The sequence below is a fragment of the Clostridium sp. C2-6-12 genome (assembly GCF_009928485.1).
Taxonomy (GTDB): domain Bacteria; phylum Bacillota; class Clostridia; order Clostridiales; family Clostridiaceae; genus Clostridium.
Genome location: NZ_JAABNP010000001.1, coordinates 89,679 through 115,798, shown reverse-complemented (window position 1 = coordinate 115,798; position 26,120 = coordinate 89,679). Strand labels below are relative to the sequence as shown.

At 29.6% G+C, this 26,120-nt stretch carries 17 protein-coding genes and 1 riboswitch; of the genes, 2 read left to right on the top strand and 15 right to left on the bottom strand.

Features of this window, described 5'->3' with window-relative positions:
* Positions 1–93: 93 nt before the first annotated feature.
* On the bottom strand, positions 94–993 hold the full coding sequence (locus tag GXK56_RS00545) for a carbohydrate kinase family protein (protein ID WP_160683434.1): 900 nt from the start codon (positions 991–993) through the stop codon (positions 94–96).
* Positions 994–1,296: 303 nt separating this feature from the next.
* Here GXK56_RS00545 and GXK56_RS00540 point away from each other — a divergent pair, with 303 nt between their 5' ends.
* Positions 1,297–1,953 carry an AraC family transcriptional regulator gene (locus tag GXK56_RS00540; RefSeq protein ID WP_160683979.1) on the top strand — a complete coding sequence of 219 codons (657 nt, stop codon included), beginning with the start codon at positions 1,297–1,299 and terminating at the stop codon, positions 1,951–1,953.
* Between the two features lie 265 nt (positions 1,954–2,218).
* On the opposite strand, the gene GXK56_RS00535 is transcribed toward GXK56_RS00540, so the two are convergent.
* The 5 genes from GXK56_RS00535 to GXK56_RS00515 form a co-directional block, all read right to left on the bottom strand.
* Positions 2,219–4,477, bottom strand: coding sequence for a glycogen/starch/alpha-glucan phosphorylase (locus GXK56_RS00535; protein ID WP_160683432.1), 2,259 nt, complete (start codon positions 4,475–4,477; stop codon positions 2,219–2,221).
* Positions 4,478–4,783: 306 nt separating this feature from the next.
* Complete coding sequence (locus GXK56_RS00530) at positions 4,784–6,454, bottom strand: methyl-accepting chemotaxis protein (RefSeq protein ID WP_160683429.1); 1,671 nt, start codon at positions 6,452–6,454, stop codon at positions 4,784–4,786.
* 299 nt (positions 6,455–6,753) lie between these two features.
* Positions 6,754–8,082 carry a TolC family protein gene (locus GXK56_RS00525; RefSeq protein ID WP_160683427.1) on the bottom strand — a complete coding sequence of 443 codons (1,329 nt, stop codon included), beginning with the start codon at positions 8,080–8,082 and terminating at the stop codon, positions 6,754–6,756.
* A gap of 136 nt (positions 8,083–8,218) precedes the next feature.
* A complete protein-coding gene (locus GXK56_RS00520; RefSeq protein ID WP_160683424.1) occupies positions 8,219–11,419 on the bottom strand; it encodes an efflux RND transporter permease subunit in 3,201 nt (1,066 codons plus the stop codon).
* Between the two features lie 4 nt (positions 11,420–11,423).
* The gene (locus tag GXK56_RS00515) at positions 11,424–12,620 is read right to left on the bottom strand and encodes an efflux RND transporter periplasmic adaptor subunit (RefSeq protein WP_160683421.1); all 1,197 of its coding nucleotides are present in this window, start codon (positions 12,618–12,620) and stop codon (positions 11,424–11,426) included.
* A gap of 379 nt (positions 12,621–12,999) precedes the next feature.
* Between GXK56_RS00515 and GXK56_RS00510 the strand changes: the two genes are divergently transcribed.
* A complete protein-coding gene (locus GXK56_RS00510; RefSeq protein ID WP_160683419.1) occupies positions 13,000–13,485 on the top strand; it encodes a MarR family winged helix-turn-helix transcriptional regulator in 486 nt (161 codons plus the stop codon).
* A gap of 48 nt (positions 13,486–13,533) precedes the next feature.
* Here the strand turns inward: GXK56_RS00510 and GXK56_RS00505 are convergent, their stop codons facing one another.
* The 9 genes from GXK56_RS00505 to GXK56_RS00465 all read right to left on the bottom strand — a co-directional run bounded on the left by GXK56_RS00505 (position 13,534) and on the right by GXK56_RS00465 (position 26,095).
* Positions 13,534–14,670 (bottom strand): aminotransferase class I/II-fold pyridoxal phosphate-dependent enzyme, encoded by a 1,137-nt coding sequence (locus tag GXK56_RS00505; protein WP_160683417.1) that lies wholly within the window; start codon positions 14,668–14,670, stop codon positions 13,534–13,536.
* 213 nt (positions 14,671–14,883) lie between these two features.
* Complete coding sequence (locus GXK56_RS00500; protein WP_160683414.1) at positions 14,884–16,041, bottom strand: PLP-dependent aspartate aminotransferase family protein; 1,158 nt, start codon at positions 16,039–16,041, stop codon at positions 14,884–14,886.
* Positions 16,042–16,169: 128 nt separating this feature from the next.
* Positions 16,170–16,285, bottom strand: a riboswitch (SAM riboswitch).
* A gap of 262 nt (positions 16,286–16,547) precedes the next feature.
* On the bottom strand, positions 16,548–17,342 hold the full coding sequence (locus GXK56_RS00495; RefSeq protein ID WP_160683411.1) for an endonuclease/exonuclease/phosphatase family protein: 795 nt from the start codon (positions 17,340–17,342) through the stop codon (positions 16,548–16,550).
* Between the two features lie 4 nt (positions 17,343–17,346).
* The gene (locus GXK56_RS00490; RefSeq protein WP_160683408.1) at positions 17,347–19,023 is read right to left on the bottom strand and encodes a PTS transporter subunit IIBC; all 1,677 of its coding nucleotides are present in this window, start codon (positions 19,021–19,023) and stop codon (positions 17,347–17,349) included.
* 402 nt (positions 19,024–19,425) lie between these two features.
* On the bottom strand, positions 19,426–20,688 hold the full coding sequence (locus GXK56_RS00485; RefSeq protein WP_160683405.1) for an ABC transporter permease: 1,263 nt from the start codon (positions 20,686–20,688) through the stop codon (positions 19,426–19,428).
* Entirely contained in the window at positions 20,679–21,416 is a 738-nt protein-coding gene (locus GXK56_RS00480) for an ABC transporter ATP-binding protein (RefSeq protein ID WP_160683402.1), read from the bottom strand. Before GXK56_RS00480 ends, GXK56_RS00485 begins: the two co-directional genes overlap by 10 nt.
* A 5-nt stretch (positions 21,417–21,421) precedes the next feature.
* The gene (locus tag GXK56_RS00475) at positions 21,422–22,864 is read right to left on the bottom strand and encodes an HlyD family efflux transporter periplasmic adaptor subunit (RefSeq protein ID WP_243155967.1); all 1,443 of its coding nucleotides are present in this window, start codon (positions 22,862–22,864) and stop codon (positions 21,422–21,424) included.
* Between the two features lie 439 nt (positions 22,865–23,303).
* Complete coding sequence (locus GXK56_RS00470; RefSeq protein ID WP_243155977.1) at positions 23,304–24,476, bottom strand: CapA family protein; 1,173 nt, start codon at positions 24,474–24,476, stop codon at positions 23,304–23,306.
* A gap of 200 nt (positions 24,477–24,676) precedes the next feature.
* Positions 24,677–26,095, bottom strand: a complete 1,419-nt coding sequence (locus GXK56_RS00465; protein ID WP_243155964.1) for a methyl-accepting chemotaxis protein — start codon at positions 26,093–26,095, stop codon at positions 24,677–24,679.
* Positions 26,096–26,120: the final 25 nt, after the last annotated feature.

Genomic DNA, 26,120 nt, shown 5'->3' with positions numbered 1-26,120 from the left:
TATTAATTATGTTATAAGTGGAAAGTTCCGCATTATAGCATAACCACTCTCTTTAGTAGTGATAAGTTCCGCATTGCAGGATAGCTGCTCTTTTTATATGTGGATAATTTTCTCCAGCTCATCTTCATTAAGAAAACCATCTGCTGCACTTTCAACGCCTATTTTATAAGATGCAAAAACAATAGCTTTTTCTAAAGCTTCATATGGATTTCTATTCTTAGAATAATAGTGAATAAAACATGAAAATAAAGCATCACCTGCACCAATTGTATTAATAACTTCTCTTGTCTTTACGGCTCTAATTTTCTTTATACAGTTATCCTTTTTTACATACAACAATGCGCCTTCACTTCCAAGACCTACAACAATAATTTCATTATCATATTCTTTAGCTATCCCTTTTATAAATTCTTCAACAGACCCCTTTACATTTTCATTGCTTAAAAAAAGTATGTTAGCATATCTCATGTAGTCTGCATTATAAGCATCATATATATCTCCCAACACTTGTACATCCGTAGCAATAATCTTCCCACTATCTCTTGCTATTTTTAATAAGCTCCTTGAAAAATTAATATTACATAAACATACTATTGAAGAATCTTTTATAACTTCCTTAAAAACATCTTCATCATAGGAACAATCTTGTATTTCTTTTAAGTCACAATAAATTTGTCTTTTCCCACTATCATCATATAAAACAACTGATTGAGCTGTAGCTGAAATAGTTTCCTCTACATATCTTGTATCTATACCACAGTCAATCAATGATTTCTTTACAATCAATCCAGCAGAATCCTTTCCTATCATAGAAAGTAATTTAACTTCATCTCCTAGAGTCGTCAATGCTTTTCCCACATTAAGACCAACTCCTGAAGCTTGGGCTTGTATCCCAAAGAACGGAAAATTAATCGGTGAGTACTCAATTGGAAATGAATTAATTTTTACTGTAGTTTCCACGTTAACCAATCCAGCAACTACTATTTTATTCATTTATATATCCACTCCTTTCTCTAAATACAAAATATTTCTGAATAACTTTCTTTAAATTTCTAAATTAAAATATAAATTACTAATTAATTTATATATTTAATTATTTTGCATATTGTAAAAAACATAATATAATTTCATTTTTATTCCATATGATGTGCTAATTATATCAACTATCACTTGATTTTATTTGTACATTCCTAATATAATATGTATATATATACTTCGAAATTATAAAGTTAGTTTATTTTGATTGGAGGTCTTAATAAGTTGAATAATCAATCTACTGAAAATGATCTTTCCTTTATGTCAGATAGCAGTATTTTTAGTAATGATATATCCTTTCTCATTGAACTTAGAGCTAAACCACAAATTTTTGAAATAATTAAACAAAAGCATATAAATGAAATATCTGATGATATATCACTAGAAGATAAAAAAAATGATCTGATAATTTGGAATGCAATATATACAAAAGAGGTAGCTCACAATGGAATTCTAAAAAAATATCTTCACCCCATATATAATAAGTTTTATACTTTAATTCCATCTCTTAGCACATTAAAGGATCTTCAAGCACTTGAACTAAAAATGGCAGATACCTATGTTAACTTAATCATTAATGACCTTGAAGTAAAGGAAAATTTTGTTTTAAACAGAATTTTAAAACATATGCATCTTAATATTGAAAGTAAAATCTCACTAAAAAAATTAGCTAGTGAAGTTGATTTATCTGAAGGATATATATCTGCTACTTTCAAAAAAGAAATGGGAATGTCTATTATGAAATACGCTAAAAAAATCAGAATAGATAGAGCAAAGGTTCTGCTTCTAACAACTAATAATAGTATTTTAGAAATAAGCATGACACTAGGCTTTCATGATCAAAGTCATTTTCATAAGGTTTTTAAATCTTTCACTGGGGTTTCTCCTTCTGAATATAGAAATACAAACTTTGGATAAAAATACACAGCCCTCATTAATCTATTAAGTAATAAATATATTTCAACTGCTGTCAGTATTAAAATATAGCAAAAGCTATGCAGAATAAGATATTTATAATACCTTATTCTGCATAACTATGTTTTTTATTAATTTAATATATACACATCTAAAAAGAGTGGCTATGCCACAATACGGAACTTCTCTGCAATGCAGAACTTTATTGAAAAGCCCTTAGGCTTTTCCTCCTCAACTGTTAACTATTAATTCTTAACTGAACGTAAAATTATAGTTTCCAAATGTCTTTATTGTATTGTGCAATTGTACGATCTGAAGAGAAGAAGCCAGCTTTACTTATATTAACTAAAACTTTTTTATTCCAAGTTTCTCTATCTTCATAATCTTTAAATACTATATCTTTAGTCTTGATATAATCTTCTATATCAAGTAAAGTCATAAACCAATCTTTATTGATTAATTCATTTTGAAGTCTTGTAAGGTTTTCTTTATCTCCAACCTTAAGCATTTCAGGTCCTACTAAGAAATCCACCAACTTCTTAATTGCAGCTTTCTTGTAGAATTTCTTTGAAACATAGTCTGCCTTCTTATAATGTTCAATAACTTTTTCACTAGATTCACCAAAGATATAAATGTTGTCATCTCCAACTAATTCATGAATTTCAACATTGGCACCATCGTCTGTTCCAAGTGTCAATGCTCCATTTAACATGAATTTCATATTACCAGTACCACTAGCTTCCTTAGATGCAAGAGAGATTTGTTCTGATACATCACAAGCAGGTATTAATTTAGACGCCTTAGTTACATTATAATTTTCAACCATAACAACCTTTAAGTACTTATTAACTTCTGGATCATTATTAATGATTTCTTGTAAGCAAAGGATAGCATGTATAATATCTTGTGCTATTATATAAGCTGGGGCAGCCTTAGCTCCAAATATCATAGTAATTGGCGTAGTTGGCTTTTTACCTTTTTTAATTTCTAAATATTTATTAATAATATAAAGTACATTCATTTGTTGTCTCTTATATTCATGAAGTCTCTTAATTTGAATATCAAAAATAGAATTTTCATCTATTTCTATTCCTTGAGTTTCCTTTAAGTAATTCTTTAATAGCACCTTATTATTTTTCTTGATTTCACCAAGCTTATTTAATACAGCTTTATCATCTACATATTTAGCTAAATCTTCTAACTTAGCAGCATCCTTCTTGAAGTCTTCCCCAATAAGTTCTGTAATATAATCAGCTAATTCATTATTACAGTGTAATAACCATCTTCTGAATGTTATACCATTTGTTTTATTATTAAATTTTTCAGGATAAATATCATAGAATGGTTTTAATTCTTCATCTTTTAAAATTTCAGTATGAAGAGCAGCAACCCCATTTACACTAAAACCATAGTGAATATCCATATGAGCCATGTGTACGCGCTTGTCTTTATCTATAATAGCTACTTTTTCATCTTTGAATTCTTTTTTTACTCTGTTATCTAATTCTCTGATTATTGGTAATAATTGAGGTACAACCTTTTGCAAGTAAGTCATTGGCCATTTTTCTAAAGCTTCTGCAAGAATTGTATGGTTAGTATAAGCGCAAGTTTTTCTTACAATTTCAATAGCTTCCTCCATTCCAATTCCTTTTTCACCAAGCAATCTGATTAATTCTGGAATAACCATTGATGGATGCGTATCATTAATTTGAACTACTACATGTTCATTTAACTTATGAAGATCGTATCCATTTTCTTCAGCTTCAAGCAAAATTAATTGTGCTGCATTACTTACCATAAAGTATTGTTGATATATTCTTAATAAATGTCCTGCTTCATCACTATCATCTGGATATAAGAATAAAGTTAAGTTTTTCTTTATATCTTCTTTATCAAAGTTTATACCTTCTTTAACTAGAGATTCATCTAAAGTATCTATATCAAATAATCTAAGTCTGTTTGATGCTTGATTGTATCCTGTTACATCTATATCATATAAAGTTGATGTAACTGTAAAACCTCCAAATGGAACTTCAAATTTAATGTCAGATTTATTTAACCAACTGTCACTTGTAATCCATGGGTTTTTAACAGCCTTTTGCTTATGATCTTCAAATACTTGTTGAAATAAACCAAAATGATAATTTAACCCAACTCCATCTCCATTTAATCCTAATGTTGCAATAGAATCAACAAAGCATGCTGCTAATCTTCCAAGTCCACCATTACCTAAAGAAGGTTCTAATTCAGCATCTTCAATTTCAAGTAAGCTCTTTCCGTTTTTAGCTAATACCTTTTTAACTTCTTCATAAAGTCCTAAGTTAATTAAGTTGTTAGATAATAACTTACCAATTAAAAATTCAGCTGAAATGTAGTATAACTTCTTTTTGCCTTTGTTAGTGCCTTTTTTCTTGATTGTTCCTTTAGTCATTTCTAATAATGCTAAATAAATTTCTTCATTGTTAGCCTTATCAATAGCAGTGTTAAACCTTTTCTTTAAAATCTGATTTAAATTCTTTTCTACCATAAAATTTTCCCACCTTTAAATTAAATTCTTAATATATGATTTAATTAATAATCTGTATTTAATCATGATTTATATATACAAATATTGACTTCAATTTACGATTATTATATCAATTTAATTCAATCAGTTTTGTACATTTATATTTTTTTTTGTATATTAATCATGCGATTTTAGATTATAGATTTATTTTTCTTATAACTACAAATTTAATTAATAATTTAAAGTGGCTTTCATTATGAAAAAATGAAGAAAATCAGGCTTTTACACCTATATCTTCTCCATTTTAATAAATTTATCTTTTGTATTTTATTCATGAATCTTAAATTCATTTACCAACATAGTTAACTTTACAGACATATCTTCTAATTGATTTGAGATAGCACTCATTTCTTCAAATTCGCTAATTTGCTTTTCTATATCTGACATAATATGACGAATCTTCTCACCATTGATTTCTTCTTTTGAAATTATTGTATTCATAAATTCTTGCACATTTTTAATTGTCTCAGCTTGTTTATAAATTAACTCTTTTATTTTATCTGCACTATGCTTAGTATCACTAACATCTTCAATCACTTTCCCAATATTGTCACCTGCAATGCTTGATTGTTTGACTCCATCACTAATTTTATCCTTTGTTATTCCAACTATTTGAACTACTTTTTGTGTACTTTTAGTTATATTCTTTGTTAAATTATCTATATCTTTTAATGAATTTGCGCTTTCTTCTGCTAATTTTCTTACTTCTTCTGCAACTACAGCAAATCCTTTTCCTGCTTCTCCTGCTCTAGCTGCTTCAATAGATGCATTCAATGCCAGCAAATTGGTTTGCTCTGATATTTCTGATATTGTATTTACGATAGCTCCAATTTTAATTGTTTCATCTTCCAGTTCTTTAATATATTGAGCCACATTCCTGGATGAATGATCTATTTCTCCAATTGTATTTATAATTTCTTCTATAGAATCCTTACCCTTTTGTGCTGAATTATTAACGCCAATTATAAAGTCTCCAACTTGCTCGCAAATATCTTCAATTTTGTTTGAACTCAATACTAAATTATCTATCTGACTATGAGTTGACTTAATTATTTCTGAATTATCTTCCATACACTTATTCATATCATCTACAAATATAGTCATATTTTCTGTATTACTCGCTATACTGTCCAAAGATAGATGGACAACTTCACTAGCACCTGTCACCTCTTCAGTTGATATCTGCACTTGATTTATAATATTTTTCAAATTATTTTTTGCTTGTTCAACAGAATTGATTATAGAACCTATTTCATCCTTACTTTTCACAGACACTGTAGTTGTTAAATCTTTATTAGCAATAGCAGTTGCTACTTTCACACCTTCTTTTAAAGGTTGTACTACTGCCCTATTTATAATTAATATAGGTATTATTGAAAATACTATAATAAGTATGATTGCCAAAATACTACTTTTTATTATTGAATTATATATATTATCATATAAAGGTTCCATAGATATTCCTATATCTACAGCTGAAATCTTAATATCACCTATTTTCAAATCGGTTGGTACTTGAATATCAAGAACTCTAGCTCCAGTGGGATCAACATAAAAACTTGGACTTTCCTTTTTATCTTTAACAGTTTTAATTGTTGCCTCATCATCTGCAAAACTCTTACCAATTTCTTCTTTTTGACTGTCGATAACATCTGTCATTTTACTATCTATTAATGCTATGTATTGAATTCCATGGGCATTTCCTATCTGTTCTATGACCTTTTGTAAGCTTTCTTTAGTAGCTTCTTTAGATTCTTTTTCAATGTTTTTTGCTGTAATCCTTGCAATATTAAGCCCATCACTCTTCATTTGTTCCAGTTGTGAATCATATTGAGATTTAAGCACTATGCCCAATAAACCCATTCCAACTAAAAATATTGATATGATTACAATCAATACCATCTTTGCTTTAAAAGACTTACTAATAAATTGAAACATATTATTCCCCCTCGAAAATAAAATTAACCTAATCAATACCCATTAGATATAACCTTTATAATTCATAACTAATACCTATATTGGTTATGAATTTTACCCAAATTATATCCTGAAGAGACATCTTTTTACAAATTCCATCATCATAATTATATCATAGTGATATTTGTGTAGCAATTTATAATTGACCTATTGAAATATATGTTTCAATTAGTTTTAGCAAAATGATTTTTTTAATTAACTGTAAATCCCAAATAAATTTGTATAAAAATAATGCCGCCATAAACGGCGGCATATAAAACCTAATTAGCTGAGGAAGCTCCTCCAACTAATAACCAAGGCTTTTGTATTTGATTTTTTAATGTATTATAGCTATTAACAGCAGTTCTAAAATTGTTTTCCAAATCATCATTATCTAAAACCAAATTGTTATAATCAGTTTTTGTTATTAATCCCATATCGTATTTTAATTTTGCATTGCTAAGTTGCTTATTACTAATTTCTACACTACTCTTCATAACATTAATTTTATTTTCTAAATCAATAAGCTTTGCATAACTATCCTTTAATATTTGTCTATAACTCTTTTTCTTTTCATCTAAACCAACTGTTGCTGCATTATAATTATATCTTGTCTCTAAGTATGTTCTATACTCTGCAATGTCTTTATTATAATCGTCCAATGCCTTTTTAAACTTGTCACTGCCTTTTTCTATAACAGTCACTCCATCTACATCTAAAGTATCAGAATAATTACTTGCTTTTGGTGCATCACCTGTTGGTCTGTCCTTTTTAATGTCCTTTACATAATCCTTTAAAAGTTCATTACTTTTAACATTATATCTCAAATATTTATCTATTATTTTATCGAAATATGAGTCTACTGAACCATCTATTTTAAATATTTCATATGCTTGATCTTGTTCTAATAAATATTCACTCAAATCTTTGCCAGTTAATACTTTAAAATAGTACTTATTATTATTTAATTGATCCTCTTTAAACTTGATATTATTTTTTTGTGTTTCAAGATCATTTTGTGCATTTTTTAAATCAATTGTAGTTATAAGCCCTAAATTCTTTTTTAGCTCATTATCTTTAAGTTGTTTAGTTTTTATTTCTATTTGTTTTTTTAACTTATCTAGTTCATTTTCCTTAGCTACTAAATCTGTGTATTTATCAGTAACAGTTTGAGCTATTTGATCCTCAAAAAACTCTTTATCTTCTTTTGCTTGCTTTACTGCTAATTCTTGAGAATCATATTGATATCCATCATCATTAACTTTTTCTTGAAGATCTAACTTATCTTCTTCTAACCTTATTTTCTTTTCTTTTAATGTTAATGTTTGACTAGTATTGAACGCTGCATTTATTGCATCCTTTAAAGTAAGAACTGGTTTTTGTTTTACTTGATTTTGCGCATATACAATATTACTACCTTGTGTAACCGCATTTGTTGTTGCAGAAGTATTTGTACTAGTAGCTGCTGTTGTTGAAGTATTAGCTGTTGTAGCAGTTACTGTAGAATTACTAGCAGTTGTTGAATCTGCTGCCAATACTGGTATCGCTGTTCCACTCATAACACTTATACCTATTGCAAATGCAATCAATTTATTTATATTTTTCCTCATTGTTATTCCCCTCTTCATTTTAAATTATATATTCTTCACTTAATATCTTTTCATTATTATAAGGATACTATTTACATCTTTAACTTAATAATAATCCATATTAAGCAAGTTGTAAAATAGTTCCTTATAATTTACTTTATTTCTTCAAATCAATATTTTCATTCTCATCTATTACTTTAGGTTCTATATCATTATTAATAAATTTGCTAAACTTAGGTCTTACCTTTTCAGCTTTGAAATTTTCATATTTCTCAGATATTCCTTCAGTAAGTTTATGAATTTTCTTTCCAAACTTCTTTTCCCAATTATCAAAGATCATATAAATAACTGGTATTAATACTAAGGTTACTAAAGTTGATACAATAAGACCACCAATTATTACTACTGCAAGTGGCTGCATCATTTCTCCACCTTCATGTAAGGCTAATGCTGTTGGCACCATACCTAAAGCAGCTGTTAAAACAGTCATTAAAACTGGTCTTAATCTTATAGCTGCACCTTTTGCAACTATTTCATCTAGTGGCATATTCTCTGAAGCTCTTCTCAGCTGCTCAATATAATCAATCATAACTATACCGTGATTAACAACTATACCTACCAGCAATACTACTCCCAGCATTCCAACTATACTAAGACTTATTCTAGTTATTAGCAGTGCAGCAACAACTCCAACAAAGGCATATGGAATACATGACATTATTATAAGCGGTTTACTGAAGGATTCAAATTGAGCTACCATTACCATATAAACTAATACTATGGCAATTAATACTGCATAAGCAAGACCACCCATTGATTCATTCATATTTTGTGTATTTCCACCAAAGGATACTTCATAATCTTTAGGAAGATTTAATTGATTTACTACTTCCATAGCTTTCTTTGATGCTGTTCCTGTATCTATACCCTTTAAGCTTGCAGTAATACTTATAGCATAATCTCCATCATTTCTAGAAATCTTCTTAAGTCCATTAGCCATTTTTATATCAACTATATTTCCTAAAGGAATTTCTTGACCTTTATTATTTAATATTTTTATTTGCTTAATATCTTCTATATTATTTATACTATCATTTTTAAATTTCAAGTTAACATCTACATCATAATCATTGATTTTGGCTGTAGTTACAGACTTTCCACCTATAGCTGTATTTAATATTGAGCCAATTGAGCCTGTGTTAACTCCATACTTATTTGCTTTTTGTTTATCTATTTTAAATTGTGCTTCTTGAGTAGTATCAGCAATTGAAGTTTCGATATTTTGAAGTCCATTTATATCTCCAAGTTTATCTTTAATTTGGTTTGCTAAAACATCTAAAGTATCTAAATCTGCGCCTTTTAATGTAAGAGAAAGATCACTTCCACCAGAGCTTCCGCCTCCACCAAAACCACTATCCATGGTTACTGCAACCTTACAATCTGGTACAGTAGCCATTCTTGCCTTAATTTCCTCTTGTACCTTTGCTGTAGATAATTTTCTTTCTTCTTTTGGTACTAATTCAACATGTATTGTAGCTTTATTACCACTTCTTACTGAAGTTCCAGAGGTTATCAAAGAGGTTATTACAGTTTTTATTTCTGGAATATCTGAAATCTTTTCCTCTGCCATAGCCACATAATAATCACTTGGTTTTAAATCTAAACCTTCTGGTAAGGTTATAGATATACTTAATTTTCCTTTATCTGAAGCAGGCATAAAGTCCATTCCTATAAATCTAGCTCCAAATATTGATAAAACAAATAGTGCAGTACTTAAAAATACAACAATTTTTTTATGCTTTAAGGATTTATCAATTAAGTTTTTATATCCTTGACTTATTTTATCAAATATAGGAGAAGGCTTTTCTTTCATCTTACCTGCACTTTTTCCACCACTTAACTTATTAAATACACTTGGAACTATGGTTATAGCTGCTATAAGTGATATAGCTAAAGCTGAAATAATTGTTTTTGCTAATGCTCCAAACATAATCTTAGTAAGCCCATCTGTAAATAAAATTGGCAGGAATACGCAGATAATTGTTAAAGTTGAACCAATTATTGCACTTGATACTGTAGTTGTTCCATGAAAGGTTGCATCTTCATTGGTTAATTTTTTATTATTCTTATATTTGAATATATTTTCTATAACAACTATGGAGTTATCAACCACCAGACCAACTGATATTACAAGAGAACTTAAAGTAACTATATTAATTGTTTCACCTGTAAAATAAAGTACTGCAATTGTACCAATTATAGAAGTTGGAATAGCCAACGAAACTACTAATGATGCTCTTATATTCTTTAAGAACACTAATATTACCAAGAAAGAAATAATTGCAGCTGTGAATATTTCTGTTAATACATTTTCAATAGAAGTTTTAATATATTCACTTGAATCATTAACTATAGTAATCTTATATTCAGAGTTACTTTTATTTAATTCTGCTACAGCTTTTTTTACATCCTCCATAACAGCCAAAGTATTAGCATCTTGTTGTTTATTAACATCTAAAACTAAACTTTCTTTTCCATTATATCTATATATATCTTCCTTATCTTTTGGACCAAACTGAACATCGCATATTTGATCTAATCTAACAGATTGTCCCTTATTAGTTTGGATTTGAATTTGTTTTATATCCTCTAAGGATCTTAGCTGATCCATACCTCTTAAAGTAACTTTATTTTCCCCCTCTGTTATTGTTCCATAAGGGAAAGTTTTATTGCTATTTGCTAGTGTACTCTTTATTGTTGATAAACTTACATTATAACTTGAAAGTACAGCTGGATCTGCAACTATATTAACTTCTGAATTTTCTCCACCTTTTATATCAGCTGAAGTAACTCCATCTTGAGCTTTAATCTTATTTTGAATTACATCTTCTGCATATTTCATTATATCATCAGAAGGTTTATCTGAAGTTACTACCAAACTTGCTATTGCTCCTGCATTTATATCAATCTTTAATACTTTAGATTTCTCTACACCATCTGGCAATTGAGATTGTACATCATCTACTTTTGATTTAACGTCATTTAATACTTTATCAACATCTGTTCCATATTCAAATTGAACTACAACGAAGGAAACACTTTCTTGTGAGATAGTCTGGGTCTCCTTAACTTTAGAAACAGCAGAAACTTTTTCATCAATCTTTTTACTTATTTGCTCATCTACATCTTCTGGACCAGCACCCTGCCACATTGTCTGTATAGTTAAAACTGGTATATCCATTTTAGGCATTAAATCTGCTGGCATCCTTGTATATCCAATGGCTCCAAACAAAATCACTACAAGAAAGACCATTATTATAGTAAGAGGACGTTTTATTGAAGTTTTTATTAAATTCATTTTATTAGTCCTCCTTTGTTACAGGAAACACAAGAGTTCCATCCGAAATTAAGTTTAGTCCTCCAATAACTACTGTATCATCTTTGTTAACTCCACTTTTAATTTGAGCTGATTTTTCAGTTAATATTCCTGTTGTTACTTCTGTCTTAACTGTCTTATTATCAGCATTTACTAGATATATGTATTTCTTCCCACCATCTTCAAATATAGCTTTTTTAGGAATTGTAACTGTTGATCCTTCTTTTTCTATGCTTAATTTAACTTCAGCCGACATTCCTGCCTTAAATTCATCTGCTGAATTATCAACTACTATTTGAACATCATATAAAGATGTGGTTCCAGTTGATACTTCTGGCACATATTTAACTGTACCCTTTACTTTTTTATTATTAATTGTAACCTCTACTTCTTTTCCAGCTTGGAATTTACTTAAATCTGCTTGAGTTACGTCTAAATCTATTTGCAATGTGTTTGGACTAGAAATAACAAATGCAGGCTGTTGTTGGTTTATAAGCTCATTTGCATCAAAATTTTTAGCTGTTATAATTCCATCAACTGGTGCAATTATAGTTAATTTTCTCAAATTACTAGCTGCTATATCGTATGAAACTTGCGCTTGATTAAGCTGCTTTTCAGCCAAATCCTCTAATTCAGCCACGCTTTTACCATTTGCCTCATCATATGATTTTTGTGCCATATCTAAACTTTGTTTAGCTTGATCAAAACTAGCTTGTGATTTTTTGAATTCATCTTCACTAACAGCTTCTGCTTGATATAATTGAGTTTTTGCATCATGGCTTCTTTTAGCTTCATCATAATTTCTTTGAGCTGTCTTTAAATTTTCTGAAAGTGAATTCTTCCCATTTGTATAACTTGCTTTTGCAATATCTAAAGCTGCTTGTGCTTGCTTAACGCTATTTTGTGCATCATCACCTTTAATAACTAAAAGCTTGTCCCCTTTTTTTACCTGCTGCCCTAAAGTTACATATATTTCTTGAATTGTTCCACTCATTTCTGCCGTAACAGAAGTTTCATCTTTAACTTTAGTTGCTCCTGTAAAAGTATTTGTGTTTTCTATTTCTCCACCCTTAGCCATTTGTACTGATACAGCTATTGGTTTTTCTTTCACTTCTGGTGCTTTAGTACATCCAACAAGTGCTAAAGAACTAACTACTAAAAATAATGCTAAGTATTTTTTCATATTTTCCCCCTGCTTTTACATATTATCGCTTAAGAATTTTAATACTAATTTGTTATTAAAGACTAACAAAAATAAACTCTTATGTTATTAATCTTCTTTTTCTAATGTAATTACTTATTCTAATAATAAATGGAATTAATTAAGTTTTTCTTAAGCAAAACTTAATTCTAACTTATATTTTTATTTTATATATTCATTATTGTTGTATAGTCACTCTTTTATAGGTGTTTATTTTTTGGTTATAGTAGAAATAAATTCTATTCTTTATATTGATTATATTTTTATAACTATTATAAGTCAATAATCTTTTCTATTGTTTTCAATTTGTTAATAGTTTATAATTTATCTTATAATTATCACAGGAAGGATTTGTTTAATTATGGATAAAGATAATTTATTAAAAGTAGCAGATTCATTAATAGACTTTTTATGGATTATTAGAAATAATGTACTTACTCAAAATGATATGAGTAAAAATTTTCACCCTGCACTAGAAGGAGAAAAGAAATGTTTTGCTGATTCGTCAATGCCTCCTTCACATGTAAGAGTCATATTTTATCTTTTAGAATTCAATTCTTCTCCTATTTCACAAATAGCAGAAAATTTGAAAATATCAAAACCAAACATGACACCAATTATAGATAATTTAATTAATTACGGTTTAGTCAATAGATATACTGATCCTAATGACAGAAGAATTCTTAGGGTAGAGTTAACTGATAAGGCCTTAAAAATATTACATAATTTAAGGGATTCTATTCGTGATTCATTTGCCGAAAAAATCTCCCCCTTGTCCGATGATGAAATAGTTATGCTGGATAAATCTATTGAAAATCTTGTGTTTTTATTAAAGAAATTGAAATAAAAAAAAATCAGAGAAAATTATATAACTTCTCTGATTTTTTTATTTTTATTATTTTTCTATTGCTTCTCTAAAGGATTCTATTAAATCTTCTACATCTTCAAGTCCAACTGACACTCTTATTAATGTATCTGTAATTCCAAGCTCTTCTCTTTCTTCTTTTGGAATTGATGCATGGCTCATTTTAGCAGGATATGAAACTATAGTTTCAACACTTCCCAAACTTACTGCCACTGCAACATTTTTTACATTATTTAAAAACACAGTAGTTCTCTCTAAAGTTTTAAACTTAAAGGATAAGACTGCACCTGCTCCATTTGCTTGCTCTAAATGAAGTTCTTTTCCCTCCATTGATTCAAGTCCAAGATAATAAACCTTTTCTACTTCTTCCCTTGATTCAAGCCACTCTGCTAACCTTTGAGCACTTTTTTGAAGAGCATCTAATCTAACCTTTAAAGTTTTAATTCCTCTGACTAACAGCCATGAATCTTGTGGCCCAAGCACAGCCCCAAAGGTATTTTGAATTTGATAAACTCTATCTCCAAGTTCCTTAGTCTTAGTCACAACAAGGCCAGCTATAACATCACTATGTCCTCCTAAAAACTTAGTCGCACTATGTACAACTACATCAGCTCCTAGTTCTAGTGGTCTTTGAAGATATGGAGACATGAAAGTATTGTCAACTATTGTAATTGCATTTCTTTCCTTAGCTATTTTAGCTGCACCTCTTAAATCAGTTACCTTTAGTAATGGGTTTGATGGTGTTTCTAAATAAAGACCCTTTGTATTTTCTTTAAAAGCCTTCTTTATCTCTTCAATATTTGAGGCATCCACAAAAGTAAATTCAATATTAAATCTTGAAAATAACTTTGTAGTTGCTCTATAAGTACCACCATAAACATCTCCGCAAATTACAATATGGTCTCCTGCTGAAAATATTGATAATACAGAACAGATAGCTGCCATTCCTGAAGCAAATGCAAAGCCACGTTCTCCTCCTTCAAGCTCAGCTATTAACTGCTCTACAACATCTCTTGTTGGATTCCCTGATCTAGCATAATCGTACTTTCCAAAGTTCTCTATATCAAATTGATGAAATGTTGATGTTTGATATATTGGAGTACTTACTGACCCTGTTACTGGATCAATATCTCCACTTGCATGTATTAATTTAGTTCCAAAATTCATAATTAACGCCCCCATAATTCAGTTAAAAGTTAAGAGTTCATAGTTAAGAGTTGAATGATGAATTTACTGCATTAACTCTTAAATTTCAACTTTTTATTTTTTTATTTAATGTTGCTTATTTATTTAGTTTAAACTCATGGTTTCAAAAAAATTCTGTATTGTACTTAATAAATTTTTGGTTGTGATAACGCACCTTTTTTATATATGTAACTCTTAGCACTGAACTGAGTTAATCGCGTTTTCTAAATCATTTAATAAATCTTCTATATTTTCTATACCAACTGATAACCTAAGCAGATATTCATCTACACCTAATCTTTGTTTAATTTCCTCTGGAATTTCTGAATGAGTTTGTGTAAATGGATATGTTATTAATGTTTCTACTCCTCCTAGACTTTCAGCAAATCTTATTACTTGAACATTATTTAAAATTTTAGGTATTAATTCTTTATCCTTTACTCTGAAAGATAAAGTTGCTCCGAAACCTGTTGATTGCTTTTTATTTATATCATATCCTTCAAAATCTTCTAATCCAACATAATAAACTTTTTCTATATTAGGATTACTTTGAAGGTATTTTGCTATTTTCAATGTATTTTCTTGCGCTCTATCTAGTCTTATATGTAGCGTCTTAAGTCCTCTCAAAACTAACCATGAGTCAAAAGGTGATAGTGTTGCCCCTGTTGACATATGAATTCTTCTTAGCTTTTGAATAATTTCTTCATCGTTAGCCACTATAAATCCTGCTAATAAATCATGGTGTCCTCCTATAAATTTTGTACCACTATGAATTACTAAATCAGCCCCTAATTCCAATGGTCTTTGATAATAAGGTGTTAGGAACGTATTATCTACAAGCAGTAGTAATCCTTTTTCTTTGGTTATTTCAGCTACTGCTTTTATATCGGTTACCTTCATCATTGGATTGGAAGGAGTTTCTATAAATATACCTCGTGTATTCCCATCTAAAGCTTTTAATATATTATCCGTGTTTGTTGTATCAACAAAAGTAGCACTTATTCCAAAGTCCTTATAAATATCTTCAAATAATCTATATGTCCCTCCATATAAATCATCAGATAAAATTATATGATCCCCACTTTTAAACAAATGTATACAGGCAGTAATTGCTGCAATTCCTGATGAAAATCCTAAAGCTTCTTTCCCCCCCTCTAAAACAGCTAAAGTTTTTTCTGCCTCTTCTCTTGTAGGATTTTGAGCTCTTGAATAATCATATCCTGTACTATTGTTTAATCCATGATGCTTAAAGGTAGCTGCTTGATATATAGGATAACTTATAGCTCCTGTCCTTTTGTCTCCACCTGATGCTCCACTAACTGCTATTGTCTCAAAAGACTTTTCTAAACTCATTTTTTTGCCTCCTTAATTTATTTGCTTAATGCTATGTTTATTCAATTTTATTATGAAAAAAAATCACTTCCTAAAAATTAAGAAGCGATTATTCAATCGTTATTATAAGTTATAAAAACTTAATCCACCTCTCATTTTTCAAGATAATATCTTGCAGGATTTAGCACCACGAAAAAATTAATATAAATTTTCATCAGGTTGCCGGGTTTCAAAGGGCCAGTCCCTCCACCACTCTTAATAAGATTAACTTATTTAAATATTTAATTTGTTATTATTAATTATACATAGGTAAATTCTATTGTCAATAATTATTAGTAAATTTATCGACTTTGTGTGCAATTAAATTTATTATTTCATGTATATATTTTATAAAACCATATCAGAAACTTATACCACTTCGTTATAGAATAAAAGTAGGCACATTACTGAATCTTTCTTCAATAACTCGCCTACCTTTACTCCACAAATTACCAATCAAATATTTTTTAGATACTTTTCTTAATATATTAATAATTCATATCAATCTCACTCTCAACACCATAATGATCTGATATTATTGCTTTATTATTACCATTAAATATAACCTTACTTGTCATTACTTTAATTTTTTTATTACAAAACATTAAATCCAATCTTAGTTTTTCTTCATTATGATCCCAACCTGCAATTTTACCTTTTACAGTAACACCTGAATCTTTTGTTTCAGATAAAAGATATAAATCCTTCAAGCCTTTTTGAATTAAATAATCATAACCTTCACCTTTTATAAAAGCATTATTATTAAAATCTCCCATTATAAATGCAGTAGTTTGATTAACTCTTTTCATTATATTATCAATTTGATTTTTGAAAGGTTCTTCCTCATCATTCCACCAGCCAGTGTGACATGAGTAGAAGTCTACTTCTCTATCGTCATAAGATATCCTCATTCTGATTATTTTCCTCGTTTTCCAATAGCTTCTATCCTTATTTTTAGTGACAAAGAAAGACTCAAATTCAATTATTTTATGTTTAGTGAAAATAGCTAGACCTTCTTCATACACATCATAACCTATATGGGAAAAATCCCAATAAAAATTATATTTATTCAAGCTATATTTATCTAATTCTTCCTTTAGCAATAAAGCAAAGTTATCTTTTTTTAATTTAGAATCTATACTTTCTGAAATAACCGATTGACTAACTTCCTGAAGCGCTATAACATCATAATCATTCTGATTTATAACTTCAGCTAAATATTTTATTTTATCAATTTGATTTTCTTCCTGCCAGGAATGACAATTTAAAGTTAATAATTTCATATTATTATGCTCCTAGTATATCTTGAATATCTGATTTTAAAACATCTGCTTTAGGACCATATACTGCTTGAACCCCACTATCTTTAAGTATTAATCCAAGAGCCCCACATTTTTTCCATTCATCTACTCCAGCAACTAAGTTGCTATTTTTAACAGTAACTCTTAAACGTGTCATACATGCATCAACATCTACTATATTTTCTCTATCGCCTAATAATTGTATTATTTTTAGTGGCAACTCTTTATCAGGAGCATTTGAATTATTTGAGCTTGAAGTTGCAACTTCTAATGAAGCTTGTGTATCTTCTTCCATTTCAATATAATTTCCTCTACGTCCCGGAGTTGCTATTTTGAATTTTTTAATTAAGAAATTAAATACAGAATAGTTTAATAAGAAGAAAATTGCTGCTGATACAAAGAAATTAACTAAATCCATTGTTAATCCCGCTCTAACTAACATAGGTGTACGAGTTAGGAATTCAACAAAGCCAAAAGCTTGTATTCTTAAGTTGATTATATCTGCTAAAGCAAATCCAATGCCTGTTATAACCGCATATGCTCCATAAAGAATTGGTGATACAAACATGAACATAAATTCAATTGGTTCAGTAACTCCTGTTAAAAATACTGCAAGTCCTGCTGAAAGGAATACTGATCTATATTGTGCTTTTTTATCTTGATCAACATTTCTATACATAGCAGTTGCAACCCCTAGTAGTGATGCACTTGATAATATAACTTGACCAACTTTAAATCTTGCTGGTGTAACTGAATTTAATAAATTATTGTATCCACTAACATCTCCATTTCCTCTTAAATTAATTAAATCTGATATCCATGCATACCAAAGCGGATCTTGTCCCGCAATAACTTTTCCTGTATTGGTTCCAGATAATATAGTATAAGTTCCTCCTAATTCAGTATAATTTACTGGAATAGTAAGCATATGATGTAATCCAAATGGTAATAAAAGACGTTCCAAACATCCATATATAAATGGAGATAATATAGGCGCTGTGTCTTTAGATTTTGCAAGCCACATTCCAAAGGAATTTAACCCAAATTGTGCAAATGGCCAAACTACTGAAAGTATTAAAGCTGTAGCTACCGATCCTAATATAACAACAAATGGTACAAATCTCTTTCCATTAAAGAAAGCTAACGCATCTGGTAACTTATTAAAATTATAGTATTTATTATATAGCACTGCACCCAAGAAACCTGAAATAATTCCAATAAATACTCCCATATTTAAAGCTGGTGCTCCAAGTACAGATACAAAATAATCCTTAACAACTAAATTGCTTCCAAAAAGTGATGTTACAGTTGCATTTGGATCTGCAAGCATCGCAGCATTAACTCCAAAAATAGCCCCTGTCACACGGTTTGTAAGAATAAATGCTATAATTGCAGCGAATGCTCCACCAGCACGTTCCTTAGCCCAAGAACCACCAATTGCAATTGCAAATAAAATATGCAGATTCCCGATAATTCCCCATCCAAGATCCTCCACGACCCTCGCAATCGATTGCGCGAATGATAAATCACCAGACATTCCTATTAATTTTCCAATACAGATCATTAAACCTGCTGCTGGCATTACTGCAACTACTACTAAAAGAGCTTTCCCAAACTTCTGCCAAAACTCAAATGATAATAACTTATTTTTTTTCTTTTCCATCCCTATTCCCCCATAACATAATTATTATATTATAAAAACATTTTTTATTGAAATGTTTTTAAAACAATTAATCAGTACCTTTTCAAATGATCGCGCCACTGCAATCGCTTGCATAAAAAGTTAACATTTTACTTAATATATAAATATATTGGACCAACTACTCTTAATATAAATCTTCATAATAATTATTATATCATTCTATTAAAATTTTATAAAGCTTATTGTAAACATTTTAATACAATTGAATTGTATATTTGTAAATTCATACAAAAAACTGCACCTAAAAAACAAAAAATTATAGGTATATAGAGATTACTCTATATACCCATAGTTCTCATTTTTAATCTACTTTTTCCAATTCCACCTTTTAATAAATGCTGTGAAATATAACTTTCACACTTACTATTCATATCTTAACGCTTCAATTGGGTCAAGACTTGCAGCTTTTTTAGCTGGATAGTATCCAAAGAATACTCCAATTGCCATTGAGAAGGTAAAGCTTATTAAAATTGTTGGTATAGATATTGATATAGGTGATTTTAAAACTAAACATGCAATTATGCCCATTCCTATTCCTAAAATTATACCTATAGTTCCACCAATTGAGCATATTATAACTGATTCAGTTATAAACTGCATTTTTATATGACTGCTCTTAGCTCCAAGAGCCTTTCTCGTACCAATTTCTCTAGTTCTTTCAGTAACAGAAACCAGCATTATATTCATTACTCCTATTCCACCAACAAGTAATGCTATAGCCGCAATTACTGAAATACCCATGGATATCATACCTAGAACTGAAGTAATAGATTCTGCTTCATTTTTAAGATTTGCAACCTCCAATTCCCAATTCTTATTATTCTTGTACAACTTATCTGTATATTTTTTTATATCCTTAACAAGTTTATCTTGATCTGCAGATCCACTTGGTTTAATCATAAAATAAGAGTAATTTTTATTTTTCTGATCTGCCTTTGCCGTTGTTATAGGAATAAATAAATTGGTTTGTATGTCTTTTTCCTTTGCTGTACTGCCTCCACCTTCTAAAAATGATGGTGGCTCATATTTATATACCCCAGTAACAACATAAGTCTCAATAGTATCGCCTGCATAAACTTTTATTTCTTTACCTATTGGATCTTTTCCTTTAAAAATATTATTAACAAGTTTGTCTGAAACTGTTGCAGTCTTTTTATTACCTTTAACGTCTTTATCAGAAATAAATCTACCACTGAGCATTTTTATATTATTAACATCTTTAACGCCTGCATTTACTCCAATTGTTGCTACATTAGCATATAAATAGCCATCCTTAACTTTTCCACTTCCCTGTTGAGATTGTACAGCTATACTGCTTATTCTATCAGAAAAAGTTTCTTGAATAGAGTTTATTTGATCTAATGTCATAAGGTCACTATCTTCTGGTCTTTTATTTGAACGACCTTCAGAATCCTCTTTGCTTCTCTCCCTAATATAAACCTGCATGTTATTAGCACCAAGTTTATCTAATTCACCAGAAACCTTAGCTGTAATTGCACTACCTATAGAAACAATCCCTATAACGGAAGATATTCCAATTATAATTCCAAGCATGGTTAGAAGCGAACGCATTTTACTTGATTTTATGCCTGCTATAGCAAGCATTATATTTTCTTTTATAAACATATCTTTTCACCATCTGGAAATTTTCTAATGTAATTGCTGTTATACTCTTCTGAAACTATCTTTCCATCCTTTAACGTTATAATTCTCTCAGTTTCTTGGGCAAGTTCTTGATTATGAGTTATGAATACTATAGTTTTTCCTTCTAATTCATGTACCTTATGAAATAAATCCATAACTAATCTTCCTGTTGAAGAATCGAGAGCTCCTGTTGGTTCATCTGCTAATATTATGCTTGGCTCATTTGCAAGTGCACGAGCAATTGCAACTCTTTGCTTTTGTCCACCTGATAATTCATTTGGAACATGTGTCATTCTGTCCTTCATTCCAACTAGCTCTAATAACTTTTCAGCTCTCTCTAATCTTTCTTTTTTACCAAGCCCTGCATAAAGCATTGGTAATTCAACATTTTTAAGTGCTGTACTTCTAGGTATTAAATTAAAGGTTTGAAATACAAATCCTATTTTTTTGTTACGTATTTCTGATAATCCATTATCCGATACTTCATTAACATTAGACTCATCTAAGACATAAGTTCCTGAAGTCTGTCTGTCTAGAGCTCCAATAATATTCATTAAAGTACTTTTCCCAGAACCTGAAGCACCAACTATAGATACGAATTCACCTTCTTTTATTGTTATATCTATATTCTTTAAAATATTTAATTGATTGGGAGTCCCTATATAAAAGCTTTTAACGATATTTTTCATCTCTATTATATTTCGATTCAAAAAACTCACCTCTCACTTATTTGAATTTTATCTCCAACCTTATGAGTTGAAGGCTCATCAATTACAATAACTCCATCAGTAATTCCTTCACCTGAAATCTCTACGTTAAAATCAGATTCTACTCCTGTTTGTACTGGTACTTCCTTGATTATATATTCATTAGGCTTATCACCACTTTTTTCTGCAACAAATATACTCTTCCCATTTTGACCTTGTACTATTGAATCTGATGAAACTGTGTAAATATCTGATTTTTCATTTAATATAATATTTACTCTTGCACTTAATCCAGGTTTTATATTTTCATTCATATCATTAATCTTAATTTTTGTTTCAAAACCAGTGTCACTGCTACCACTGCTTGCTCCTTGGCTATCGGCTTTAACCTGAACAGCTCCACCCTTTTTAGCAGAGGGGCTTACATTTGTAATTTCACCAGCAAGAGCTGTTTCTCCTGTTGCATCAGTTTTTATTTCTGTTCTTTGTCCAACTTTAACATTAGCTATGTCTACTTCTTTAATTGATGTTTTTACTTCCATATTATCTAAATTTTCAATTTCAAATAAATTTCCTGTTCCTGGATTTCCAACAACAGCATTTATAACTGTAACTGTTCCATCGATAGGCGCTTTAACTTGACACTTTTCCAATTCGCTTTGTTGTTTTTCAAGAGCTATTCTTTGACTCTTATTGTTATAAGCTGTTTCTGCTGTCTCATAACTATTTTTTGCCGTCTCTAAATCTTGTGCTGCTCTAATTTTCACATTTTCTATTGCTACTGTTGCCTTATCATAATCTGATTGAGCGTTAGAATACTCTATTTCACTCTTAATAAAATCATTCTTTGTAATTGCATCTGTGTCGTACAATGCTTTGTTATTTTCATAAGCTCTTTTCTTATCATCCAAATTAATCTTTGCTGATTTTAAACTTTCTTCTGCATTTCTGATTTCAGAATTTAAATTATTGTTATATAAATACGAAGCATTATCATATGCTTTCTTTTTGCTTTCAAGCTCTGTTTTTGCATTGGCTTCAGCAGCTATTGTAGTTGCTTCTGTTTGTTGAACATCTTTTTCAAGAGTTCCTGGATCTAACACAGCTAGTACATCTCCAGCTTTAACCTTGTCTCCAACCTTAACCTTTATTTCCTTAACAGGGTTATTTAAAGTACTATATACATTAGTTGAATCCTTACTATTTACTTCACCTAAAACATTAATACTATTTACTATTTTTCCTTTTGTTAAAACTGTATGTTTAACAGGTAAAACTGGTTTTGGCATAACTAATTTAGCAATGATTATTATTGCAATTATTAAAAATATCACGCTAAATATTATTACTTTTTTACTTGGCTTTTTTTTGAACTTAAACCCTTTGATACTTATCCCCTTAGGCTTTAAATTTTTAATCCCCAGCTTTGGCACTTTCAAACTTATCCCCACTATTAATAACCTTCTTTCATTTTATATGTAATACAATTAATTATCCTTAACTTAACCTATTGTCACCTTTTCATTAAACCTCCACCATTTCAAATCTTTATATTTTTCCATAGCAATGTTTAAGTACACATCTTGTCCTTAACAATTTTTAGTATATCATTATTAATCTAATATTCCTCTTAATAAAACATTAATTTTTTCTTAAATGATACTAATTATATAAAATTTATCCAATTAATTTACGGTCATAAAAATAAAGCTATAAATCTAACTTTTATAATTATATCTATAGTTTAAACTAAATTATATTAATTATATATTGATAATCCTTACAATAATCTTTCATTTTTGTAATAATAGTTATTTAATTTTTCTTAGTATAAGAAAAAGACCTTGGATTAACCCAAAGCCTTTCAAAAATAATTCAAGAACTTTAATATTATTCTATTTGAAAAAATTCATCTTTAATCTTTCCTTTTAAAGTTGGCGATAATTCATTTAACATGTTTAATATATCAGTCTTATTATTTCCAGCCGCTAAAGTTGGAATATAATCATTTTTATCCTTTCTTGAAGAAATCATTGCTGGGAATATTTTATATTGAAAATTCTTAAGCTTATCATTTTCTATATTAACTCTTGCTTGAAGTATAAAGGTTCTTTTATCTGGTGGATTTGAATTACCTCCAAAACAAAAATTCCCCATGGAATATACTATAAGCTTTCCTTTATAACTCTCCATACTTTGAATCACATGAGGATGGGAGCCTATAACTGCATCTGCACCGTTATCAATAGAAAACCTAGCTAAATTTTGTTGAACCTCATAGGGCTCATATGAACGTTCTATACCCCAATGAAAATAAGGTATAATAATTTGTGCTCCCTGCTTTCGAAGTTCACTAATATCACCTTTTATTTTTTCTTTTAATTCATTTGAATATTCCCAGCCTGTATATCCCAAAAATCCAAATTTAACACCTTGTATATCACGCAGGATTTTATATCCTTCTCCACATATATCCACCTTATTTTCTTTTAAAACATTAACTGTATCCGTTATACCTTGTTTACCATAATCATAAATATGATTATTAGCTATAGTAACACCTTCAATAGATCCCTTAGTCAGAATATTTACATATTCCTTAGGACCTTTAAAGTTGTAAAACACCTCCCCGTCCTTAGGTGCTTTTACCTCCGCGTCTGTAAAAGTTGTTTCTAAATTCACCAGTGTATAATCATCATTTGCAAATATACTGGATACATTCTGCAAAAAGTAGGAGTAATTTTTACCACTGTTTATAAATGCTGCTGGAAGACTAGTATTATATGCAAACTTTGTATCAGTACCAAGAGTAAAATCTCCTGCAAAGGAAAGTAGAATCGTTTTTTTAACTGGCTCTTTTACTATATTTTCTTCTTGTTTATTAGATTCCTCTGTGACTTCTTTTACTGCATATTCTTTTTCTGTCTCCACCTCAATCTTTTGCTTAGCTGAGCTATTCATGCTTTTTAAATAAACTCCAAGACCTCCCACAATTAATATGCTTATGGTGATAAATACTGCTGTTTTTAAATAATATTTTGCTTTTTTATGCTGACTATCAATGCTTTTTTCATGTTTATATCTAGAAGTTCTTTTATTTATATATAACACCCCTTTAATTCAGTTATAAGTTTAAAGTTATAGCTGGATATTTAACTGACAACTGTAAATTTATTTTATACTTCATTGGGTTTCTTTATACAAATATTAGCATATTCTAGTCTTACATTCTATAATTATAATATGAGATAATCTGACATTAACTAAATTTTATATACATTAATAACTTCTTTAAGTTCTTCTGCAAGTGAAGTTTGCTGTTCTATTGCATTTACAATATTTTGAACTTGGCTTGTAGCCTCCCCAACATTTACTTGTATATCTTGAGATTTACTTGAAGTTTCAACTGCATTTGAGCTTACACTATTAATTCCTTCAGTTATTTGAATAATAACATTTTCAATTGTTCTGCTTCTCACTTGTATTTCTTCTGACATACTTGTAATTAACTTAGAATCATTTTCATAACTTGTTGCTGTTTCAATTAGAAGTTCATAATCTCTATCCACATCTTTTTCTATGAATACTAATAGATCTTTACTGTGTTCACTTAAATTGCTAAATGCATTGTGAACTTCATTAATAACCTTCTTTATTTCTTCAACAGCCTCTTTACTTTGTTCTGCAAGTTTTCTTACCTCGTCAGCAACTACCGCAAACCCTTTTCCTTGCTCTCCAGCCCTGGCAGCTTCTATTGCAGCATTAAGTGCCAACAAATTAGTTTGTTCAGAAACTCCAGCTATTACATCTGCCATCATTTCAATATCCTTTACTACCTTGCCTTGTTCAATTGCATTAGTAATATTATCAATCTTTTCTGAATAAATCCTTCGTGCATTTTCAGCTGCCTTTTGGCCATTTTGTTTTACTCTTATTGCCTTATCTCTAATGCTATCAGCTGATTTACTATCCTCTTCTGCTATTTCATTTAAGCTTGATACTGTAGTTTTAATTTCAAAGGTTGATGCATTGACCTCCTGGGAAACTGCACTTAAGTGTTCAACTTCACTGGATATAACTTCTGTAGCATCATTAACCTCTAATATCCTTTCATTAATAACTTTAACTATTTCATTAAGGTCTTGGCTTGATTTTATTAATAGCTTTGAATAAGAATATATATTGCCTACCATTGCTCTATTAGCGTTCATTGCATTATTTAAACTATCTACAACATCACCTATTTCTTTATCATATTTTTTCCCCTCAAGTTTTGCTGTTAAATCACCTTCTCTTAAAGAGTGAGAAAGCCAACTTAAGTCTTTTAATGGTTTTAATATTCTTCTCAGTAATATTATTGCAAGAATTATTGTAACTACAAATCCAATAATAGAAACTACAATAGCAATAGATGTAAATTTATCCACGGAATTTTGAAGCGTTGTAATAGAGGTTCTCATATTCTGCTTAGTTACTGCTTGTACTGCTGCATTATCAATTATGTTCTGTGTACTTATAAGTTCTTTCATAACATTTTTCATTTGATATATGCAAATTCCTGCAATAGCCACCATAAAGCTTAGTACCATCATATAACTAATTATTATTCTAGTTTTTAAGGATGTTCCTATTTTATTCATGGTTCCATCTTTTACTCTATTATTAATTTTACCTATTTTCATTTGTACAACCTCCTTGTCTAACTAT

Coding starts and splice junctions, on each gene's coding strand:
- GXK56_RS00545 (WP_160683434.1), bottom strand. CDS start 993: ATGAATAAAATAGTAGTTGCTGGATTGGTTAACGTGGAAACTACAGTA.
- GXK56_RS00540 (WP_160683979.1), top strand. CDS start 1,297: ATGTCAGATAGCAGTATTTTTAGTAATGATATATCCTTTCTCATTGAA.
- GXK56_RS00535 (WP_160683432.1), bottom strand. CDS start 4,477: ATGGTAGAAAAGAATTTAAATCAGATTTTAAAGAAAAGGTTTAACACT.
- GXK56_RS00530 (WP_160683429.1), bottom strand. CDS start 6,454: ATGTTTCAATTTATTAGTAAGTCTTTTAAAGCAAAGATGGTATTGATT.
- GXK56_RS00525 (WP_160683427.1), bottom strand. CDS start 8,082: ATGAGGAAAAATATAAATAAATTGATTGCATTTGCAATAGGTATAAGT.
- GXK56_RS00520 (WP_160683424.1), bottom strand. CDS start 11,419: ATGAATTTAATAAAAACTTCAATAAAACGTCCTCTTACTATAATAATG.
- GXK56_RS00515 (WP_160683421.1), bottom strand. CDS start 12,620: ATGAAAAAATACTTAGCATTATTTTTAGTAGTTAGTTCTTTAGCACTT.
- GXK56_RS00510 (WP_160683419.1), top strand. CDS start 13,000: ATGGATAAAGATAATTTATTAAAAGTAGCAGATTCATTAATAGACTTT.
- GXK56_RS00505 (WP_160683417.1), bottom strand. CDS start 14,670: ATGAATTTTGGAACTAAATTAATACATGCAAGTGGAGATATTGATCCA.
- GXK56_RS00500 (WP_160683414.1), bottom strand. CDS start 16,041: ATGAGTTTAGAAAAGTCTTTTGAGACAATAGCAGTTAGTGGAGCATCA.
- GXK56_RS00495 (WP_160683411.1), bottom strand. CDS start 17,342: ATGAAATTATTAACTTTAAATTGTCATTCCTGGCAGGAAGAAAATCAA.
- GXK56_RS00490 (WP_160683408.1), bottom strand. CDS start 19,023: ATGGAAAAGAAAAAAAATAAGTTATTATCATTTGAGTTTTGGCAGAAG.
- GXK56_RS00485 (WP_160683405.1), bottom strand. CDS start 20,688: ATGTTTATAAAAGAAAATATAATGCTTGCTATAGCAGGCATAAAATCA.
- GXK56_RS00465 (WP_243155964.1), bottom strand. CDS start 26,095: ATGAAAATAGGTAAAATTAATAATAGAGTAAAAGATGGAACCATGAAT.